This window comes from Desulfomicrobium baculatum DSM 4028 (assembly GCF_000023225.1).
Taxonomy (GTDB): domain Bacteria; phylum Desulfobacterota; class Desulfovibrionia; order Desulfovibrionales; family Desulfomicrobiaceae; genus Desulfomicrobium; species Desulfomicrobium baculatum.
The window spans coordinates 329,192-346,927 of the sequence record NC_013173.1 but is presented as its reverse complement, the minus strand read 5'-3'; the positions used below and the strand labels follow the sequence as shown (position 1 = coordinate 346,927).

General features: G+C 58.3%; 18 protein-coding genes. 3 read left to right on the top strand and 15 right to left on the bottom strand.

Features of this window, described 5'->3' with window-relative positions:
- Window positions 1-141: 141 nt before the first annotated feature.
- A complete protein-coding gene (locus DBAC_RS01535; protein ID WP_012805505.1) occupies window positions 142-681 on the bottom strand; it encodes a ferritin-like domain-containing protein in 540 nt (179 codons plus the stop codon).
- A gap of 205 nt (window positions 682-886) precedes the next feature.
- On the opposite strand from DBAC_RS01535, the gene DBAC_RS01530 reads away from it, so the two are divergent.
- Window positions 887-1,765 carry a DMT family transporter gene (locus tag DBAC_RS01530; protein ID WP_012805504.1) on the top strand — a complete coding sequence of 293 codons (879 nt, stop codon included), beginning with the start codon at window positions 887-889 and terminating at the stop codon, window positions 1,763-1,765.
- Window positions 1,766-1,862: 97 nt separating this feature from the next.
- Here DBAC_RS01530 and DBAC_RS01525 read toward each other — a convergent pair whose 3' ends face one another.
- A complete protein-coding gene (locus DBAC_RS01525; protein ID WP_012805503.1) occupies window positions 1,863-3,995 on the bottom strand; it encodes a Tex family protein in 2,133 nt (710 codons plus the stop codon).
- Window positions 3,996-4,159: 164 nt separating this feature from the next.
- Between DBAC_RS01525 and DBAC_RS01520 the strand changes: the two genes are divergently transcribed.
- Entirely contained in the window at window positions 4,160-4,552 is a 393-nt protein-coding gene (locus DBAC_RS01520; protein ID WP_012805502.1) for a hypothetical protein, read from the top strand.
- Between the two features lie 27 nt (window positions 4,553-4,579).
- Window positions 4,580-5,053 carry a pyridoxamine 5'-phosphate oxidase family protein gene (locus DBAC_RS01515; RefSeq protein WP_012805501.1) on the top strand — a complete coding sequence of 158 codons (474 nt, stop codon included), beginning with the start codon at window positions 4,580-4,582 and terminating at the stop codon, window positions 5,051-5,053.
- 53 nt (window positions 5,054-5,106) lie between these two features.
- Here DBAC_RS01515 and DBAC_RS01510 read toward each other — a convergent pair whose 3' ends face one another.
- The 13 genes from DBAC_RS01510 to DBAC_RS01450 form a co-directional block, all read right to left on the bottom strand.
- On the bottom strand, window positions 5,107-6,144 hold the full coding sequence (locus DBAC_RS01510; RefSeq protein WP_012805500.1) for a DUF1786 domain-containing protein: 1,038 nt from the start codon (window positions 6,142-6,144) through the stop codon (window positions 5,107-5,109).
- A gap of 211 nt (window positions 6,145-6,355) precedes the next feature.
- Window positions 6,356-8,950, bottom strand: coding sequence for an ATP-dependent chaperone ClpB (gene clpB, locus DBAC_RS01505; RefSeq protein ID WP_012805499.1), 2,595 nt, complete (start codon window positions 8,948-8,950; stop codon window positions 6,356-6,358).
- 25 nt (window positions 8,951-8,975) lie between these two features.
- The gene (locus tag DBAC_RS01500) at window positions 8,976-9,290 is read right to left on the bottom strand and encodes a chaperone modulator CbpM (RefSeq protein ID WP_012805498.1); all 315 of its coding nucleotides are present in this window, start codon (window positions 9,288-9,290) and stop codon (window positions 8,976-8,978) included.
- A 9-nt stretch (window positions 9,291-9,299) separates the two neighbouring features.
- Window positions 9,300-10,259, bottom strand: coding sequence for a DnaJ C-terminal domain-containing protein (locus DBAC_RS01495; RefSeq protein ID WP_012805497.1), 960 nt, complete (start codon window positions 10,257-10,259; stop codon window positions 9,300-9,302).
- A gap of 81 nt (window positions 10,260-10,340) precedes the next feature.
- Window positions 10,341-10,997 carry a YkgJ family cysteine cluster protein gene (locus DBAC_RS01490; protein ID WP_167320906.1) on the bottom strand — a complete coding sequence of 219 codons (657 nt, stop codon included), beginning with the start codon at window positions 10,995-10,997 and terminating at the stop codon, window positions 10,341-10,343.
- Between the two features lie 146 nt (window positions 10,998-11,143).
- Entirely contained in the window at window positions 11,144-11,491 is a 348-nt protein-coding gene (locus tag DBAC_RS01485; protein WP_012805495.1) for a DVU0772 family protein, read from the bottom strand.
- A gap of 62 nt (window positions 11,492-11,553) precedes the next feature.
- On the bottom strand, window positions 11,554-12,978 hold the full coding sequence (locus tag DBAC_RS01480) for a cobyrinic acid a,c-diamide synthase CobB (protein ID WP_012805494.1): 1,425 nt from the start codon (window positions 12,976-12,978) through the stop codon (window positions 11,554-11,556).
- 9 nt (window positions 12,979-12,987) lie between these two features.
- Window positions 12,988-13,224 (bottom strand): dissimilatory sulfite reductase D family protein, encoded by a 237-nt coding sequence (locus DBAC_RS01475; protein WP_012805493.1) that lies wholly within the window; start codon window positions 13,222-13,224, stop codon window positions 12,988-12,990.
- A 65-nt stretch (window positions 13,225-13,289) separates the two neighbouring features.
- Window positions 13,290-14,450: a dissimilatory-type sulfite reductase subunit beta gene (gene dsrB, locus DBAC_RS01470; protein ID WP_012805492.1), complete on the bottom strand. Its 1,161-nt coding sequence runs from the start codon at window positions 14,448-14,450 to the stop codon at window positions 13,290-13,292.
- 14 nt (window positions 14,451-14,464) lie between these two features.
- Complete coding sequence (gene dsrA / locus DBAC_RS01465) at window positions 14,465-15,778, bottom strand: dissimilatory-type sulfite reductase subunit alpha (protein ID WP_012805491.1); 1,314 nt, start codon at window positions 15,776-15,778, stop codon at window positions 14,465-14,467.
- Between the two features lie 179 nt (window positions 15,779-15,957).
- Window positions 15,958-16,581 (bottom strand): tetratricopeptide repeat protein, encoded by a 624-nt coding sequence (locus DBAC_RS01460; RefSeq protein WP_012805490.1) that lies wholly within the window; start codon window positions 16,579-16,581, stop codon window positions 15,958-15,960.
- A 10-nt stretch (window positions 16,582-16,591) separates the two neighbouring features.
- Entirely contained in the window at window positions 16,592-16,951 is a 360-nt protein-coding gene (locus DBAC_RS01455; RefSeq protein WP_228644920.1) for a hypothetical protein, read from the bottom strand.
- Window positions 16,952-16,955: 4 nt separating this feature from the next.
- Window positions 16,956-17,657, bottom strand: coding sequence for a YkgJ family cysteine cluster protein (locus DBAC_RS01450; RefSeq protein WP_012805488.1), 702 nt, complete (start codon window positions 17,655-17,657; stop codon window positions 16,956-16,958).
- Between the last annotated feature and the right edge of the window lie 79 nt (window positions 17,658-17,736).

Below are 17,736 nucleotides of genomic sequence, written 5' to 3'. Positions count from 1 at the left end.
CTCGGTCAAGCACCGGCTTGGCACGGCGCACGAGGCAAACGCTGTCCGGCACTTTTGGCCGAAACCTTTGGACCCATAAAAACAAAAAAAGGCGTACGGGCATCACGCTCGTACGCCTGGCGACGCTTCGACTGACGAAAATCAGTTTCCGCCGCTGATCAGAAAGCCCTTGGTGGAGGGGCCGGTGGAGGCGGAAGTTCCTGCGATCTTGGAGAGATAGGTGTCTCCCAGGGTCTCGATATGCGTGCCCACATTCTCGAAATAATTCATGTGGGCCTGCTCCTCTTCGATGATGGTCTCGAAGAGCTTGGCGCTGATGGCATCGCCGTTGTCGCGGCAGGTCAGCAAGAACTGGCTGTAAATGTCGATTGTGTCGTCTTCAAGAGTGGCATCATAGGGATAGATGGAACGCACATCCTGGGCCTTTTTCAGATCACCCTCATACGAGGTGGCGGGCTCACCACCCAACTCCTTGACGCGCTCGGCAAACATTTCGGCGTGACGCATCTCGTCGATGGCGATGAGCTTCATCTTGGCGGCCAGTTCGCCGTAGTCCATGCTATCCAGGCCGTAATGCTGGTTCATGTACTGGGTGATGGCGAAAAGCTCCATGGCCCGGGCCTGATTCAGCACGTCGATGACGCGCCCCCTGCGTTCTTCCTTGGAAAGTCTTTCAGTCATGGTTTTCTCCTGAAATATTTGAGGTTCATTGATTCAACAAAAGGTGCAAACTTTGTCTACCAAATACCCAGGGCGAGGGGCAAGTCATTTCAAAACCGATTCCAGCCCATCGCCCCCTTGAAGGCCCGCCACTTCAGGAGTAAGCAACCAATCTTTCCAACGCATATCGCTTCACGCTTCACGCCAAACGCAAAAAGGACCGTTCATGCTCGTCTACGCCAAACTCGTCGGCTCGGTCTTCTTCTGGGGCGCGACCTGGATCTCCGGGCGCATCCTGGCCCAGGACATGGGCCCCTTCTCCGCCGCGCTGCTACGCTTTGTCACCGCCTCGGCCTTCCTGCTGTTCTGGGCGTGGCGCGCCAACGGCTCCTTTCCGGCCTTGCCGAAAAAAGACATCCTGCCCGTGGCTTTTTTGGGCCTGACCGGCATATTCCTCTACAACGCCTTCTTCTTCACGGGCCTCAAAACCGTTCCCGCCGGACGCGCGGCCCTGATCATCGCTTCCGTGCCCGTCATCATCAGCATCATCTCGGCCCTGATGCTCGGCGAGCGCCTGACCCGGGGCAAGATCGCCGGCACCCTGCTGTCTTTGACCGGCGCGTCCATTGTCCTCTCCGGCGGCAACCCCTTGAGCCTCTTCCAGGGCGGCCTGTCCCACGGAGATCTCATGATCCTGGGCTGCGTGGCGGCCTGGACCGCCTACTCCGTGGCCGGGAGCCGGGTCATGAAACGGGTCAACCCGCTCATGGCCGTGACCTGGTCCTGCATCCTGGGCACCCTCATGCTCATCGTCCCCGCCCTGACCCACGGTCTGGTGGGCGACATTGCCCGCGCCAGCCTCGTGGACTGGGGCAACATCCTCTTCCTGGGCGTGGTCGCCACGGGAGTGGCCTTCACCTGGTACTACGCGGGCATCCGCGCCATCGGCGCGGCCCGCGCCGGCATCTTCATCAACCTCGTACCGGTCTTCGCCATCGCCATGGGCTACGTCATCCTGGACGAACCCGTAACCTCCGCCCTGCTCACGGGCGGCGCCATGGTCATCTCCGGCGTGTACCTGGCCAATCGGCCAAGCGCGTCGTAAGGGGAGAAAGAAGAAAGAAAGATGCCTCCGGCGGGCAGGGGGCGCGCCCCCTGCACCCGCGTTTGGGGGATGGTATTGTTTCGGAGAGTTGACTCGATCAGGCTGTGCCGCGCATGGACAGCCCTATGCGCCTGCGCTTCGCGTCCACCTCCAGCACCGTGACCTGCACCTGCTGTCCGGCCCGGACCACCTCGCCGGGGTCGCTGACATAGCGGTCGGCCAGGTTGCTGATGTGCACCAGCCCGTCCTGGTGCACTCCCACATCCACAAAAGCGCCGAAGCGCGTCACGTTGGTGACGATGCCCGGCACGGTCATGCCCGGATGCAGGTCCGCCATGTCGTGCACGTCGGCGAAGCGAAAGACCTGAAAAGCGGGCCGCGGATCGCGGCCGGGCTTTTCCAGCTCGGCCATGATGTCGCGCAAGGTCGGCAAGCCCACCTCGGCGTCCACATACCTGCCAAGCTCGATGCCCTTGCGCACGCTCACGTCCCGCAGCAAATCCGCCACCCCGCAGCCCGCGTCCTTGGCCATGCGCCCCACCAGCGCGTAGCGCTCGGGATGGATGGCGCTGCCGTCGAGGGGGTTCTTTCCATCCCGGATGCGCAAAAATCCCGCGCACTGTTCAAAGGCCTTGGGCCCCAGACGCTTGACTTTGAGAAGTCCCTTGCGATCCACGAAAGGCCCGTTTTCCCGGCGATGCTCGACCATGTTGGCCGCCAAAACCGGGCCAAGACCCGAAACATGGGCCAGAAGCTCGGGGCTGGCCGTGTTCACATCCACGCCGACCTGATTGACGCAGGACACAACCACGTCATCGAGGCTTTTTTTCAGGGCCGTCTGATCGACGTCATGCTGATACTGGCCCACGCCGATGGACTTGGGATCGATCTTGACCAACTCGGCCAGCGGATCCATCAGCCTGCGGCCGATGGACACCGCGCCCCGGTAGGTCAGATCCAGGTCCGGAAACTCCCTCCGCGCGATTTCAGAGGCCGAATAAACCGAGGCCCCGGACTCGTTGACCAGAATGATGTCCACCTGGGCCGGCAGATTCAGGCCCCGCACAAAGGTTTCGGTTTCACGGCCACCCGTGCCGTTGCCAACGGCAACCGCCTGCACGGAGTGGGTCTTGACCAACGAGGTGATGACCCGCCCCGCTTCCTCGGCCTGCCCTTTGCCGCCAACCGGAAAAATCGTCTGCCAGTGCAACAGGTTCCCCTGCTCGTCCAGACAGACAAGCTTGGCTCCGGTGCGCAGACCCGGATCGAGAGCCAGAATCCGCCGTGGCCCCAGCGGCGGGGCCAAAAGCAGCTCGCGCAGATTGGCGGCGAACACGCCGATGGCCTCGGCATCGGCCTTGACCTTCAGCTCGCCCCACAGTTCCGTCTCCAGGGACGGGGCCAGCAAACGGGAATATCCGTCGGCCACGGCTTCCTGCACGATCGCCCCGCACGGTCCCGTGGGAATGGGGAAAAGTCGACCCAGGCCTGCCAGGGCCTCGTCCTGGTCAGGACGCAGGGACAAGGAGAGGATCTTTTCCCGCTCCCCGCGCAGCATGGCCAGGATGCGGTGTCCCGCCGCCGTGCGGGCGGTCTCGCGCCAGTCGAAATAATCACGGTACTTTTCCCCTGCCTCGTCCTTGCCCTTGCGCACGGACGAGGCAATGACGCCCTTCGCCGCGAAAAGCCTGCGCATGCCCTCGCGGCAACGGCGATCCTCGCTGACCTGCTCGGCGATGATATCCCGCGCCCCGGCCAGAGCGGCCTGAACGTCGGGCACGTCCAGCTCCGCGTTCACGAACCCGGCAGCTTCGGCCAGCGGGTCAACCTTTGCGGCCAGAATCGCCAAGGCCAGAGGCTCAAGTCCCCTCTCCCTGGCCATGGTCGCGCGGGTGCGTTTTTTGGGCCGATACGGAAGGTAGACATCCTCCAGCTCGGCCAGGGTCGCAGTGCGCAGCACGGCCTGCTCCAGGTCCGCGCTCAGCAGATCGCGCTCGCGCAGGCTGCCGAGGATGGACTCGCGGCGCTTGTCCAGCTCGCGCCCAGCTTCCAGCGCGTCGCGGACGTTCTGGATGGCCACCTCGTCAAGCCCCCCGGTGCGCTCCTTGCGATAGCGGGCAATGAACGGCACCGTCCCGCCCTCGTCCAGCAGTTCGGCCACGCTCCTGACCTGGGTCTCGGGGATGGCCGCGGCCTTGCTTACGCGTTTGAAAATATCCGATTCCGGCATGGGAACTCCTTGAAGTTGTGATCGAAGGGAGGACGTAGTTCTTGCGGGGCGGGAGATCAATACCGTACATGCTTCAGACGATGCGCACAAACAAACGCACCCCATCCCAGGGGCCCAAGACGCCGAAGCGGTCCGGGCGCGTTCATCTTTGAGGAGATCGGTTCATGACGATCAGAATACTGCTCCTCTGGGCGGCCATCATTCCCATGGCCATCGCCAACGGAATACTCCGCGACGCCGTCCTCGTCAGGTCGCTCGGACAGAGTCGGGCGCGGACTGTCAGCGGCCTGAGCCTGAGCGCGCTCATCCTGGCCTGGACCATCCTGGCCATCCCCTGGGTTCCGCTCCACGGCCTCATGCAGTACGCAGGCGTCGGCCTCCTCTGGCTGACGCTGACCGTCGCCTTCGAATTCTTCTTCGGCCGGGTCGTCGCCAAAAAATCCTGGCAGGAGCTCCTGCGGGCCTACCGTTTCGAGAACGGCGACATCTGGCCCTTGGTCCTCATGGCGGTCACCGTTTCACCCGTGGTGGCAGCCTCGCTGCGGATCTTCCCGTAACCGGATATTCATCTCAAGGACACATTCATGCTGAACCACTCCATGCGCCGCAAGAAGAACGAAGTCACCGACCGCCAGGAAATGCAGGGCGTCATCCGCGCCAGCCAGGTCATGCGCCTGGCCCTCTGCCTGGAGAACGAGCCCTATGTCGTGCCCATGTCCTTCGGCTACGACGGCAGCGCACTCTATTTCCACTGCGCGGCTGAAGGGCTCAAAATCGACATCCTGCGCCGCAACCCACGCGTCTGCTGCCTCTTCGAGCACGGCCTGGCTTTCGATCCCAATGGCGAGAGCCCCTGTGCCTGGGGCTTCGCCTACGCCACGGTCATCGTCCATGGCGAAGCAGCCCGGATCACGGACCCTGCCGAAAAGCTCGCGGCCCTGCAGGTCATCACGGACAAATACTCCACAAACGGCGAGCGAGTTCCGGCGGACAAGGCCGAAAAAGTCGAGGTCTGGAAGATCGGGATTCTGGAAATGACGGGCAAGCGGGCAGGATAACAATGCCGGCGGACCAGGCGTCTGTCTGGGTCCGCCCGAAGCCGGCACGGCATCTATGCCGCGCCGCCCAGCTCCTTCCACCCCTTCAAAAGCCCAAAGCAACCGGCCAGCATCATGTCGCCGCCTGGCGCGAGGAACTCCACCTTGGCGTCGGCCAGCAGGGCCCGCCTGGGACCGAGGACAACGATGCGCTTGAAGCCATCCGGCAGGTCCGGCACTGTCACGCATCCGTGCCCGCCGTCGTCAAAGACTTCCGTATTTTCGAGTTCCCCGCGCCGAAACCTTGCCAGATGATCCAGAAGTTTCGTCTCGTCCAGGTGCCCGGTGTGGTGCTCGTAAACGCCCATGACCTGACGGCCAAGCACCAGGAAGGCGATGGTGTGGCTGTTGCCGACGTTGACCACCAGTACCCCGTCCGTGGCCGCCGTGCGCTCCACGCTCGGATCAAAGAGGGCTCCCAGCAGGGCGGCAGAGCCTGTGTCAGCCACCATGCCCACCCCGATGGAACGGCGAAGGCACTGCAGGCGGGTCATCTCCTCCGGCGGATCGGCGTAGAGCAGGCGCGAAATGTCGCCGCCGTCCTCGTTCATGAACCGCTCCCAGTAGGCGAAGCGCGAAATGCGGTTGCTCTTGCCGGGGTGGAAGCCGTGATCCTGCACGCAGGCCAGGACCAGGTCCGGCTGGGGCAGGCCCGCGTGCTGCAGCAGGCCACGCCAGAAGCCGGGATCGAAGTCCGTCAGCAGCACCTGCGAGGCCGAAAGGGGCGGGATGGAGGTGATCTCGATGCCGTGCCCGCGCACCTGATCCAGATCATCCCCCAGGGCCAGGGCCGCGGCGGGATGGGCGAAGACCTTGAGCCCCGCGTCCTGATGGGCTTTGACCGCCCGCCAGAACCCGCCGCCCATGTTCTGCCCGTAGAGGTACACGTTTCGCCCCGCCGCCGTGAGCTCGCGGATGCGGGCAGCGATGCCCCTGGCCGGTGAAGGCAGGATGAACTTGGGGCAATTCTCCAGCTCCAGGCCCTCCTGATAGAGCAGCACGTCCTGGGTGCCGCTGCCGATATCGAGAATGAGACAGGTTTTGACTGTCATGAAAATGCTCCTTGAAAAAATGAATCCGGCTTTGTCTTAGGCCTCTGCCCCCCGCCCTCGGACCAAAGCATGCAGAGGTAATCTGTTTCAGGCCCTTGGCCAGAAAGGAGAACGTATCTTGCTTGATCGTTTATCCGCTCGCAGGAAAGACACAAAAAACCGGCCCCGGCATTGTCTGCCGGAGCCGGGCGATTTTAATCCACTGCAATTTTCATATCTGAAAGCCCAAGGAGCCGTCCATCTCATCCACCACAAGTTCCTGCCCGTCATGCAGGCGACCGGCGATGATCTCCCGCGCCAGAGGCGTTTCCAGATGGTGCTGCAAGTAACGCAGGAGCGGCCTTGCTCCGTAAACCGGATCATAGGCCTCGCGGGCGATGAATTCCTTGGCCCGGTCGGTAAGCACAAGGGTGATCTTGCGTTCATCCAGACGCGCCTGCAGGTTGGCCAGGAGCAGATCGATAATTCGCGTGATCTGCTCGATAAGGAGCGGCTTAAAGAGCACGATCTCGTCCACGCGGTTCAGAAACTCGGGCCTGAAATGTCCGCGCAGCACGCCCATCACCGCTTCACGCACGCCGTCGCGCAGCTCGCCCTGCTCGGTGATGCCCTCAAGGAGTAGATGCGAACCAATGTTGGAGGTCATGATGATGATCGTGTTCTTGAAGTCCACGGTCCGGCCATGGCTATCGGTCAGACGGCCGTCGTCGAGGATCTGCAGAAGCACGTTGAAGACGTCGGGGTGGGCCTTTTCGATCTCGTCGAAGAGGACCACGCTGTAGGGTTTTCGCCGCACTGCCTCGGTCAGCTGGCCGCCCTCGTCATAACCGATGTAGCCGGGAGGGGCGCCGATGAGCCGGGCCACGGTGTGCTTTTCCATGTACTCGCTCATGTCCAGGCGGACCATGTTCTCCACGGTGTCGAAAAGGCTTTTCGCCAGGGTCTTGCACAGCTCGGTCTTGCCCACGCCCGTGGGTCCGAGGAACATGAAGGAGCCGATGGGCCGCTGCGGGTTCTTGAGGCCCGCCCGAGCCCTGAGCACCGCGTCGGCCACGGCCTGCACGGCCTCGTCCTGGCCAATGACCCGCTCATGCAGAATGTCGCCGAGCTTCAAAAGCTTCTCGCGCTCCCCTTCGACCAGCTTGACCACGGGGATGCCGGTCCACTTGGAGATGATGGACGCGATGTCGTCGGGCCCGACCTCTTCGCGCAGGAGCCGCTGCTCGCCGTCATCCCCGCTTGAGAGCGTCTCAAGCTTGCGCTCGAGTTCGATCAGGCGACTGTATTTGAGCTCGGCGGCCTTGTTCAGGTCGTATTCGCGCTCGGCCTTGGCAATGGCCTCCTTGGTCGCCTCCAGCTCCTTCTTGAGCTGGCTGATTTCGTCGATGCCGCTCTTCTCCCGTTCCCATTGGGCGCGAAGACCGGTCTGGGTCTCCTTGAGCTCGGCCAGTTCCTTTTCAAGCTTCTCCAGACGCTCGCGGGAGGCGGCATCGCTCTCGCGCCGCAAAGCCTCGCGCTCGATCTCCAGCTGCATGGCCTTGCGGTTGATCTCGTCAAGCTCCGTGGGCAGGGAGTCGATCTCCGTGCGGATCATGGCCGCCGCCTCGTCGATGAGGTCGATGGCCTTGTCGGGCAGCTGGCGGTCCGAGATGTAGCGGCTGGACAGGGTCACGGCCGTGACCAGGGCCGAATCCGAAATGCGCACGCCGTGATGGACCTCGAAACGCTCTTTCAGGCCGCGCAGAATGGAGATGGCGTCCTCGACGCTGGGTTCCTCCACGAGCACGGGCTGGAAACGGCGCTCCAGGGCCGGGTCCTTTTCAATATATTTGCGATACTCGTCCAGGGTGGTCGCGCCGATGCAGTGCAGCTCGCCCCGGGCCAGCATGGGCTTTAACAGATTGCCCGCATCCATGGCGCCTTCGGTCTTGCCTGCGCCGACAATGGTATGCAGCTCGTCGATGAAGAGAATGACACGCCCTTCGGACTTCTGCACTTCCTTCAGCACGGCTTTCAGGCGTTCCTCGAATTCGCCGCGGTACTTGGCCCCGGCGATGAGCGCGCCCATGTCGAGAGCGAAGACAGTCTTGTCCTTAAGCCCCTCGGGCACATCCTTGTTCAGGATGCGCTGGGCCAGGCCCTCGACGATGGCCGTCTTGCCCACGCCCGCCTCGCCGATCATGACCGGGTTGTTCTTGGTGCGCCGCGACAGGATACGGATGCAGCGCCGGATCTCGGAGTCGCGGCCGATGACCGGATCGAGTTTGCCCTTGCGCGCGTCCTCGACCAGGTCGCGTCCGTATTTGTTCAAAGCATCGTAGGTTTCCTCGGGGTTGTCCGAGGTGACCCGCTGGTTTCCGCGCACCTCGGCCAACACGGAGAGAATCTTGTCCTTGGTCAGCCCGAACTGGCGCAGCACGACGGCGCTGGGCCCCGTGCCGGGCTTGTCCAGAATGGCCAGCAAGACGTGCTCCACGCTGACGTATTCGTCCTGCATCTTCTTGGCCAGATCCTGGGCGGCGAGCATGACCTCGTTCATGCGCTGGGTGACGTATATCTGTCCGGGCTGGGCGCCGGGTCCGCTGACGCGCGGCATCTTGCCGAGTTCGCTGTCCAGGGCCGACGCCAGGGCGCGGACATCACATCCGGACCGTTCCAACAGACGGGGCACAAGGCCCTGCTCCTGCCCAACCAGGGCGCGGAACAAATGATCCACGTCAACCTGCTGGTGCCCGAGGCGAATGGCCACGGCTTGGGCTTCGGCCACAGCCTCCTGTGATTTTTTCGTAAATTTGCTGAGATCCATAAGAATCCTCCCTTTGTCTGCTCCGTCAAATCCGATTCGACAGATTACGCAGTCGCTCTTCCAAATGATCGATGCGTTCCAGCAGATCGACAATAATGACGCCTGCCACCGGGCTCAATTCAAAGTCGGCGCACAGCCGTCTGTACTTTCGTCCACGGAGCACATCCATGCGCACAAACAAAAATTCCTGCTGGGCCGTTGTGGATGGAATGATCCATTCCATACGGACAAGTTCCAAAAGAATGTCTTCGGTGAGACCTGTCAGTTCCAGAAACTCCCTGGTGCCGATGCGTTCGGAAGTCGCCGGAAGACCATGTTCATGAATCTGCACAAGTGTCATATCCTGCTCCTACCTGGCCTGAAATGTTGCGATCGCGGACAACTCTTCCCAGAGTTCGCGTTCCCGGTCCGTCAAGGTCTTGGGCGAACGGATGGCGATGCGTACGAACTGATCCCCCTGACTTTCGCCCTTGCCGAGGCCCTTGCCGGCCAGACGTAACTTCTGTCCGCTGCTCAGACCGGCCGGAATGTTCATGTCCACGGGGCCGTCCAGGGTCGGGATGCGCACCGAGCAACCCAGCACGGCCTCCCAAGGGGCCAGCCGCAGATCATAGACCACGTTCACGCCTTCAAGACGAAACAACGGATGCTCGGCAATGGCCACCTGCAAAAGCAGATCACCCGCCGGACCGCCGCCGGAACCCGGAGAGCCCTGCCCCGAGAGGCGGATCTTGGCTCCATCCTTCACGCCGGCCGGGATGTTGACCTCCAGCGTCTTCGATTGCATGCGTGGCATGCCGTCGGCGCCGCGCACCTGCTCCTGCAGGGTGATGGTCTTGAGCCCGCCGCGATAGGCTTCCTCCATGTTCAGGGTCAGGCGAACTTCCGCGTCGCGGCCCCGGCTGCGCGAGGGCCGCCCGAAAGGATCGCCGCCAAAGCGACTGCCGCCGAAACCTCCGGCCTGACCAAATCCACCGGTCTGGCCGAAAATCGTTTCAAAGAAGTCACTAAAACCCTCTCCGCCAAAGCCGCCTGATCGGAACTGAAAATTCTCGTACCCCGGAGGCGGCTGAAAATTCTGCCCCTCCTTCCAGTTGGGACCGAGGGAATCGTACAGCTTGCGCTTTTCGGGATCTTTCAAGACCTCGTAGGCTTCGTTGATTTCCTTGAATTTGCCTTCGGCCGCAGGGTCGTTCGGATTCAAGTCAGGATGATATTTGCGAGCAAGCTTTTTGAAAGCCTTGCCGACTTCCTCCTTACTCGCACCCTTCGCCACTCCGAGCAGATTGTAATAATCTTTATATTCCAAAGCAGTACCACTCCTTATGCTCGTGATGTACGCGAAAAGATAATACTCGAACTCACCAAGTCAACATTTTGACACAAAATTTCAGGCGTGCTCGTAACGCGAAAAAATCGGGTTCAGCGGCAACAGTACGAGCCACAAAGGGCGTCCCAAATACGCCCACAAATCCCTATCCGCAGCCTGCACCCGGTCTGCAAGAACCTGTCGGAAATGAATTTCGCGTCGGATCAGATCGTCCAGTTCGGAACAGATCGATCCCGCGAAATCAGTTTCCGCCTTTGCCAGTCGCAGGGCCTGCCCGACCGGAAAATTGTTTTCATGATCCGTGATGCAGTCCCAAAGTGCTGATTCCTGGGGAACCATGTCTTGCCGAGACAGGGTCGGAACAGCCATGGCCTCAAGAACCGCAGCGGTGTCGGCACAAAATAGTGACCGGCATTCCAGAGGACGATGGCTATATATCGAACAGGTTTTTGCTTGAGACAAGAAATAAATGCATTCCCAGCCCCTGTCTTTCCCGCGAATTTTCATCAACTCCGCAGACAAAGGCTGCAGGGACTGCGTTCGTGGATCAAAGGCCATCTCGCCGCGGCGCAGACAGACAACATCACTCATGGGAATATGCTCAAGCAATCCCAGATCCGCCTCATGTAGAGCCGGCCCGCCCTTTTCACAACACGTTCCGCACCGCTGACATTCACGAAAGGTCATTTTCTCTCCAGATACGTAAGAACGATCCATCACTCGTTTACCGGCACGCGCTGCTCCACTTGCCGACCTCGCCATCCAGACAGGTTAGCGCCATGCCCGCAACAGTCAATGCCCAGAAAAAACGAAAAGCCGGTCGTGCCGGCTTTTCGAGGAGATTTGCGAAATAATTTCAGTGACTAATTGTAGAGCTCTGTCTCAAGCCACTGTTTCACGTCATCATTCACAGGATAGATGCCTTTGTGATTGTAGACGCCCTTCATGAACGTGTCGGCCAGTTTTTCCGGAAGCGGCAGCACGGCCAGTTCATCGGCCCCGTCCGAATTGCGGTACAAAAGAGTCACTATCGGCTTTTCATTCCAGGTGTTGACGACAAAGTAATGAGAATGGTCTTCCTTTCCCTTGACTGCATACTGATAGCCACCGCGATAACCGTTGTTGCCCCATTCCAGGTAAATGGCAACCGCATCTTCCGGAGTCATTTCCCAATCGATTATCAGATCCTTGAATGCTCGTAACTGTCCCATAATTCACCTCCGTTTCTCTTGAAATGAATTATTAATAACAATTACTATAAACGTCAAGTAGACTATTCCAATCTGATATCGGGACAGGGCCGTCCGGCGTCGCGGCACTCCTTATAAATTCGGGCGGCCGAGACGAAATTCCGGGCCCAGAGCGAATTCCCCAGAGCATGCATATGTGTATAGCCTGCCAGACAATTGCGGTACAAGACGCCGTCGTGTCCCTTGGCCATGCCCTGGCCAAGCTCAACGTCAAAGACAAAGGACTCGATACCGCTGGTGTCGACGCAGCGGGAGTAATGAAACTCATGTCCGGTCAAACGATTCTTCAGCGGATAGAACGGGTTTGGGGAAGCGACAAGCGCGCTCATGTAGCCATGGCCCTGCGGCTTTTTGAAAACCTTGGTCTCCAGCGGGAAAACATCGGCCATGGGGTACGTGGCGCCTTCGTAGTGAAGTTCCCGGCTCAAATACATGAGCCCGCCGCATTCGGCGTACAGCGGCATGCCGCCAAGGACACGCTCCTTGACCGATTGGCGCATGGCAGCATTAGTGGTCAGACCATCGGCCAATGTCTCGGGAAACCCACCGCCCATGTATACGGCATCAACGTCGGGCAGTTCAGGATCGGCCAACAGACTGAATTCAACCAATTCAGCGCCGGCATGTTGCAGAGCCTCGAAATTTTCCTGGTAATAAAACCACAACGCGGCATCGCGAGCGACACCGATGCGCACCGGGACAGATTTTCCGGAGCATGGATACAACGGAGCCAAATCCAGCGTAACGGCAGGCACCTGGCGTGCGATATTCAGGCAGGCATCCAGGTCCGCATGCGTGCGTAAAAAATTGGCGAGTTCTGAAAAGGGGTCGTGGCTGAACTCCGCATCGGAAATCAGGCCCATATGCCGTTCAGGAATGGGATTTTCCGGCAGCTTCGGCAAAACGCCAAGAACCTGCACATCCGTATATTTTTCGATGGATTGGCGCAGAATCTTCTGATGTCTGCCACCGGCGGTACGATTGAGGATGACCCCCCGGATGTCCACTTCAGGATCGAATGTGGTCAACCCGAGAAGAATGGCGGCCATGGTCCGCGTGACCTTGGTGCAGTCGGCCACGATAATGACGGGGCACTGCAGCGATTTCGCAAGGTCGGCAGAGGAACAGGTCCCGAGCACGTCTTTCCCGTCGTAGAGTCCGCGATTGCCTTCCAGCAGAGCCAGATCAACTCCCTGCGCCCTTGACCAGAAAAGATTCCGCAGCACCTCAGAAGACAATAAAAAAGGATCCAGATTGCTTGTGATGCTCCGACTGGCCAGGCCAAGCCATTTGGCATCAATATAATCTGGACCCTTCTTGAAGGCCTGAACAGTCAGACCTTGTTCGGTGAAAGCGCGTGCCAACCCCAAGCTGACGATAGTCTTGCCGGAGCCGCCGCCAAGGCCGGCAACTAGTATCCGAGGACACGTCAGTAAAGAGGCAGGCATCAGAAAATCTTAATCTTCGCCTTCTGTGGCCGCCTGCTTTCCAGCGCCGGGAACACCATACATGGTGGTGCTGCCGCTGGACCAGTATTCAAGCACGCCTTCGGACACAAGCTGGTTGATTACTTTCTTGGCTTCGCGCATTTTCATATCGGGAAAAAGAGCGGCCAAGTCATTGAAGTAAAACTTTGATTTCTGCTTGGACTTGGACTGGATGAACTCCAACACGATCTCTTTAGGATCTGCCATGCTCGCCTCTCTTATGGTTTAGGGCCGACTTGCGTCGGCCCTATGATTATCAAATCAGCGGTAGATTAGAACTTGAAGTTCGTGGTCTGGCGCCATGTGTAGTACGCCGGATCACGGAAGTCATCGATCATGTGCTCGGAGAAATCAAGTTCGCACTTCTCGAAGAAACGCTCCCAACCAATGCGTTCTGCCCAATCACCAACACGCTCGTACTTACGGGCATCTGCAGCGTAAGCTTCGACGATCTGACGGATGACCTTGGCCAGTCTGGGCCAACGGGGCGGTTCATTGGGAATGAAGGCCACGACGACCTTGGAGAACTTGGGATTGCTGATGCGGTTGGAAACCTTGCCGCCAGCCATGATGACCAGGCCGTCGCCAGTCTGGTCGGACAGGGGCAGGGACGGACACATGGTGTAGCAGTTACCGCAGAACATGCAGCGCTCGTTCTTGATGGCAACGGTGTTCACGGTCTTGGTCTCGCCCTTTTCCGTGACGATTTCCTTCTTGGTCGGACGGATTGCGCCTACGGGGCAGGCGGCAACGGCCAACGGGATTTCGCACAGGTTGTCCAGCCACTCGTGGTCGATTACGGGAGGCTTGCGGTGATAGCCAAGGATGGCGATGTCGGAGCAGTGTACGGCGCCGCACATGTTCAGACAGCAAGCCATGGAGATGCGGACCTGAGCGGGCATGCGCATCTGACCGAACTCTTCAAAGAGTTCGTCCAGAACGACCTTGACCGTACCGGAGGCGTCAGTGGCCGGGGTGTGGCAGTGAACCCAACCCTGGGTGTGAACGATGTTGGTGATGCCGGCGCCGGTTCCGCCAACGGGGAACTTGTAGCTGCCGCCGTCGAACTTCTGGGCGTTCAGGTATTCTTTGAGTTTCTTGGCTTCATCAAGAGTGGTGACCATGAACTCAATGTTGTTACGAGTGGTGAAACGCAGGTGACCACCGCAGAACTTGTCGGCGATCGCGCAGATTTCACGAATGTGGCCAACAGACATGAGGCGGGCGCCGCCGCAACGAACAGTGTAGACTTCGTCGCCGCTCTCGGCCTTGTGCATCAGAATGCCGGGCTCACAGATTTCATGCCACAGCCACTGCCCTTTGTTCTTGGCAATGACCGGAGGAAAGAAGTCGGAAGCATGGCGGGGGCCGATGTCCGAAATCCTGTTTTCCATTGGTTTTTCGGGATTGTATCCGGAAGAAACAAAAGCCATTTTCAACCCCCTTCTTATCTCTGATGGTGTTTACGGTAATCCGCGATGTCGCGATCCCAGCCGCCTTCAACGTCCTCTTCCTTCCAGAAGATGTACGGATTGTGACGGGGTTCCATAACATGCTGGGGCACTGGGGTAAGACCGACGGCGGCGATAGCCTTGGCCAGACCCTGACGCTTGATGAGTTCACCAAGACGCTCACGGTTCTTGCCTTCTTCCATCCACCATTCCCAAATGCCTTCGATGATTTCCTTGATCTCGTCATAAGGATCTTCGACCTTCATGAAGGGTACGAGCAAGGAGCCCATCTGTGCGCCGTCCAGGATCGGAGCCTTGGCACCAACCAGGATGGACAGACCACGATCATTACCGATGCGCAGAGCGCGGGGCATGACGTTCAGACAGTGCATGCAACGGGTACATTCACGGTTGTTGATCATCAGCTTGCCATCTTCCATCCACATGCATTCGGTGGGACACAGGTCGATGACTTCCTTCTCGATGTCGAAAGCGCCCCAATCCTTGCCGGCATGAGCGCCGCCGTTGGGCTGGATTTCACCGCCGACATAGGCGGCGACAGCTTCCTGATCGATGCGGATGTCGTCGCGCCATGTGCCGATGAAGGACATGTCGGAACGGGCAATGGAAGCCACACAACCATTCGGGCAACCATCAAACTTGAATTTGAACTTGTAGGGGAACGCAGGACGATGCAGCTCATCCTGGTATTCCTGGGTCATCTGGTAGCAGAGCTCCTGAGCGTCGTAACAAGCCCATTCACAGCGAGAGTCACCAAGACAGGAGGCGGGGGTACGCAGGTTGGAACCGGAACCGCCCAAGTCGTTGTTCATCTTGTGGGTCAGCTCAAAGTAGAATTCTTCCAGCTGAGGAGTGGTTGTTCCCAGAAGCACGATGTCGCCGGTGGCGCCATGCATGTTGGTCAAACCGGAGCCGCGCATATCCCACAGGTCGCAGAGCTGCTTCAGAAAATCAGTCGTGTAGTACATGCCCGCAGGCTGAGCGACACGAACGGTGTGGAAATGAGCAACACCGGGGAACATCTGGGGCTGGTCACAGTAACGGCCGATAACGCCGCCGCCATAACCGAAAACGCCGACGATGCCGCCGTGCTTCCAGTGTGTGGTGCCATCCTTATAGGACAGTTCCAGGATTCCGAGAAGGTCATCACAAACGTCAACAGGAATCTGGTATTCCACGTTATCCACGTTTTTATGACGTCTCTCGGCTTCCTCCTTGATGTCCGCCACAAAACTCGGCCACGGACCGCTCTGAAGCTGATCCAGCAACGGGGTCGCATGTTTAGCCATTACACATCCTCCTTAAAAAGATTAGACCGTGCACAGTCATCGCGCTGGTATTGAACTACTGCGCGACCCTCAACCTCTTAACAATTTCAGCAAGTTCTGAAAAATTAATGCTCGTGAATCTTCGTACAATGCCGAAGATTTGTCAACCGGAATTTCGCTCAACACAGTCAGTGCCTAGCTTAACGGTACTGCTTGATTTCTTCAAGGACCTGAGCTTCCACTTCAAAACCGGTCTCTGCAGCCTTGTCGAAATACATGATCGCTTTCTTGGGCTCGCCCTTCTCAAGATAGGCAAGGCCGATATTGTTGTATGCAGGACCAAACATCGGTTCAATTTCGAGCGCTTTTGAACACTGCATAATGCATCCATCCGGATCTCCGAGCGCAAGGTAAGCACTGCCAAGCGTAGTGTGTGCCTGAATGAATTGCGGATCGAAGCTCAAAGCTTTCTTGAGCGCCTTGACGGCCTTGTCTGGATTTTGCTGCTGCATGTGTACAAACCCGATATTGCCCCACGGAACAGCAAAACGCGGCCGTACATCAGCAGCCTTTTGGTTCATCTTGAGACATTCGTCGAGATTCCCTTCATGCATCGCCAAGCCACCAAGCTGAACATACGCTTCTGCAATGTTCGGCTCCAGCGCCACTACCTCTTCAAATGCTTTTTTTGCTTCTGCCAGGTTGCGATCAGCGACCAAAGAAACACCTAGATTATACAAAAGCGCCGCAGAATCTGGATTATCTTGCAAAGCAGCTTTTAATGCATCGACACTTTTAGGTCCATAATCAGCTCTATTTTTCATAAATACCTACCTATGGCATATAGTCGTTAATATCGATATTATGCTTCTCAAGTTCTGCAGCATACCATCTGGAAAATTCATACATCCCTATATATCGCTCGTCACCGTTTACCATGCCAAGACACATTTCAAGGACGCCCTGCCCGTAAGCATTGCTGTACTTTTCTGGGGCATGATTCTGCAAGTACTCACGCACAAGCTGCTGAGTCGTACGTTTTGTACCGTCGGTTCGCCATTCGATTGGCTCTTTCGGTTCGGCAAAAGGGTTCCACCGATCGTATCCAATCCGATCCACAAACTTGCGTCTCCTGGGAGCCATCTTCTCATAGATGGCCTTTTTCTGCGCTTCGTGCTCATCGGTCATTTTCATGGGCCTATGCATCTTCGCCTCCGGACTCGGCAGCCCCGGCTTCAGCGGGTGCGTCACCCAGGGAGCCGGCGCTACCGAAAAATTCATCAGAATACACCGTCATGAGCGCCGTGGAAACAGGCACGTGCATCAATCGGAAATCGGCATACTTTGAGCCGACGGCATCCAGCACCCGATTGCTGAGCGACAGAAGCATATCCTGAATACGCTCAAGTTTGACCGCAGGATAGGGATGGCCAGTCACGAAACCCGACAGGCCGCACGTATGGGATTTGCCGCCAATATCCAAAGGAATGCCGTAGATGCGACACGTGATGGGACGATACGCGTAAAGCGCGCATTTGTCTGCAGAATCAAGCAACGGACAACGGAGTCGCTCTTTGGCTGTGCGCAGCAAAATTTCGGAATGATCAACTTCACTGGCTTCTTTTGAAACCTTTTTCTTGAGAAGATACGCCTTCCGGTCGGCCTTGTCGGCTTCGATTAAAATTTCATTCCTGCGGATTTCGTCGAGTTCGGAAAATTTGGAATTGAGATACATCGCCTCGATAAGGGTCACATCGAAAAGAGCGTGGCAGCAGTCGCTACATCCTTCTTTGCAACGGACTTCGGAGACAAAATTGCCCGAAACCTTGTGAAAGACGGCATCGACCTGAGCCACAAGCGATTCATATTCCGTGAAAAATTGCGATAAATCCAGATTCATGGAGAAATTCCCTCGCCGGGATACGTACAATCCCGCAGAAATGGCGATTAAATGGAAAAATGGGACTTAGGATACAAAA

Bases quoted from the DNA above. Each gene is read 5' to 3' on its own strand.
- DBAC_RS01510 (WP_012805500.1), bottom strand. From the start codon at position 6,144: ATGACAGTCAAAACCTGTCTCATTCTCGATATCGGCAGCGGCACCCAG.
- dsrA (WP_012805491.1), bottom strand. From the start codon at position 15,778: ATGGCTAAACATGCGACCCCGTTGCTGGATCAGCTTCAGAGCGGTCCG.
- DBAC_RS01455 (WP_228644920.1), bottom strand. From the start codon at position 16,951: ATGAAAATGACCGATGAGCACGAAGCGCAGAAAAAGGCCATCTATGAG.
- dsrB (WP_012805492.1), bottom strand. From the start codon at position 14,450: ATGGCTTTTGTTTCTTCCGGATACAATCCCGAAAAACCAATGGAAAAC.
- DBAC_RS01485 (WP_012805495.1), bottom strand. From the start codon at position 11,491: ATGGGACAGTTACGAGCATTCAAGGATCTGATAATCGATTGGGAAATG.
- DBAC_RS01525 (WP_012805503.1), bottom strand. From the start codon at position 3,995: ATGCCGGAATCGGATATTTTCAAACGCGTAAGCAAGGCCGCGGCCATC.
- DBAC_RS01535 (WP_012805505.1), bottom strand. From the start codon at position 681: ATGACTGAAAGACTTTCCAAGGAAGAACGCAGGGGGCGCGTCATCGAC.
- DBAC_RS01500 (WP_012805498.1), bottom strand. From the start codon at position 9,290: ATGACACTTGTGCAGATTCATGAACATGGTCTTCCGGCGACTTCCGAA.
- DBAC_RS01490 (WP_167320906.1), bottom strand. From the start codon at position 10,997: ATGGATCGTTCTTACGTATCTGGAGAGAAAATGACCTTTCGTGAATGT.
- DBAC_RS01450 (WP_012805488.1), bottom strand. From the start codon at position 17,657: ATGAATCTGGATTTATCGCAATTTTTCACGGAATATGAATCGCTTGTG.
- clpB (WP_012805499.1), bottom strand. From the start codon at position 8,950: ATGGATCTCAGCAAATTTACGAAAAAATCACAGGAGGCTGTGGCCGAA.
- DBAC_RS01530 (WP_012805504.1), top strand. From the start codon at position 887: ATGCTCGTCTACGCCAAACTCGTCGGCTCGGTCTTCTTCTGGGGCGCG.
- DBAC_RS01520 (WP_012805502.1), top strand. From the start codon at position 4,160: ATGACGATCAGAATACTGCTCCTCTGGGCGGCCATCATTCCCATGGCC.
- DBAC_RS01460 (WP_012805490.1), bottom strand. From the start codon at position 16,581: ATGAAAAATAGAGCTGATTATGGACCTAAAAGTGTCGATGCATTAAAA.
- DBAC_RS01475 (WP_012805493.1), bottom strand. From the start codon at position 13,224: ATGGCAGATCCTAAAGAGATCGTGTTGGAGTTCATCCAGTCCAAGTCC.
- DBAC_RS01515 (WP_012805501.1), top strand. From the start codon at position 4,580: ATGCTGAACCACTCCATGCGCCGCAAGAAGAACGAAGTCACCGACCGC.
- DBAC_RS01480 (WP_012805494.1), bottom strand. From the start codon at position 12,978: ATGCCTGCCTCTTTACTGACGTGTCCTCGGATACTAGTTGCCGGCCTT.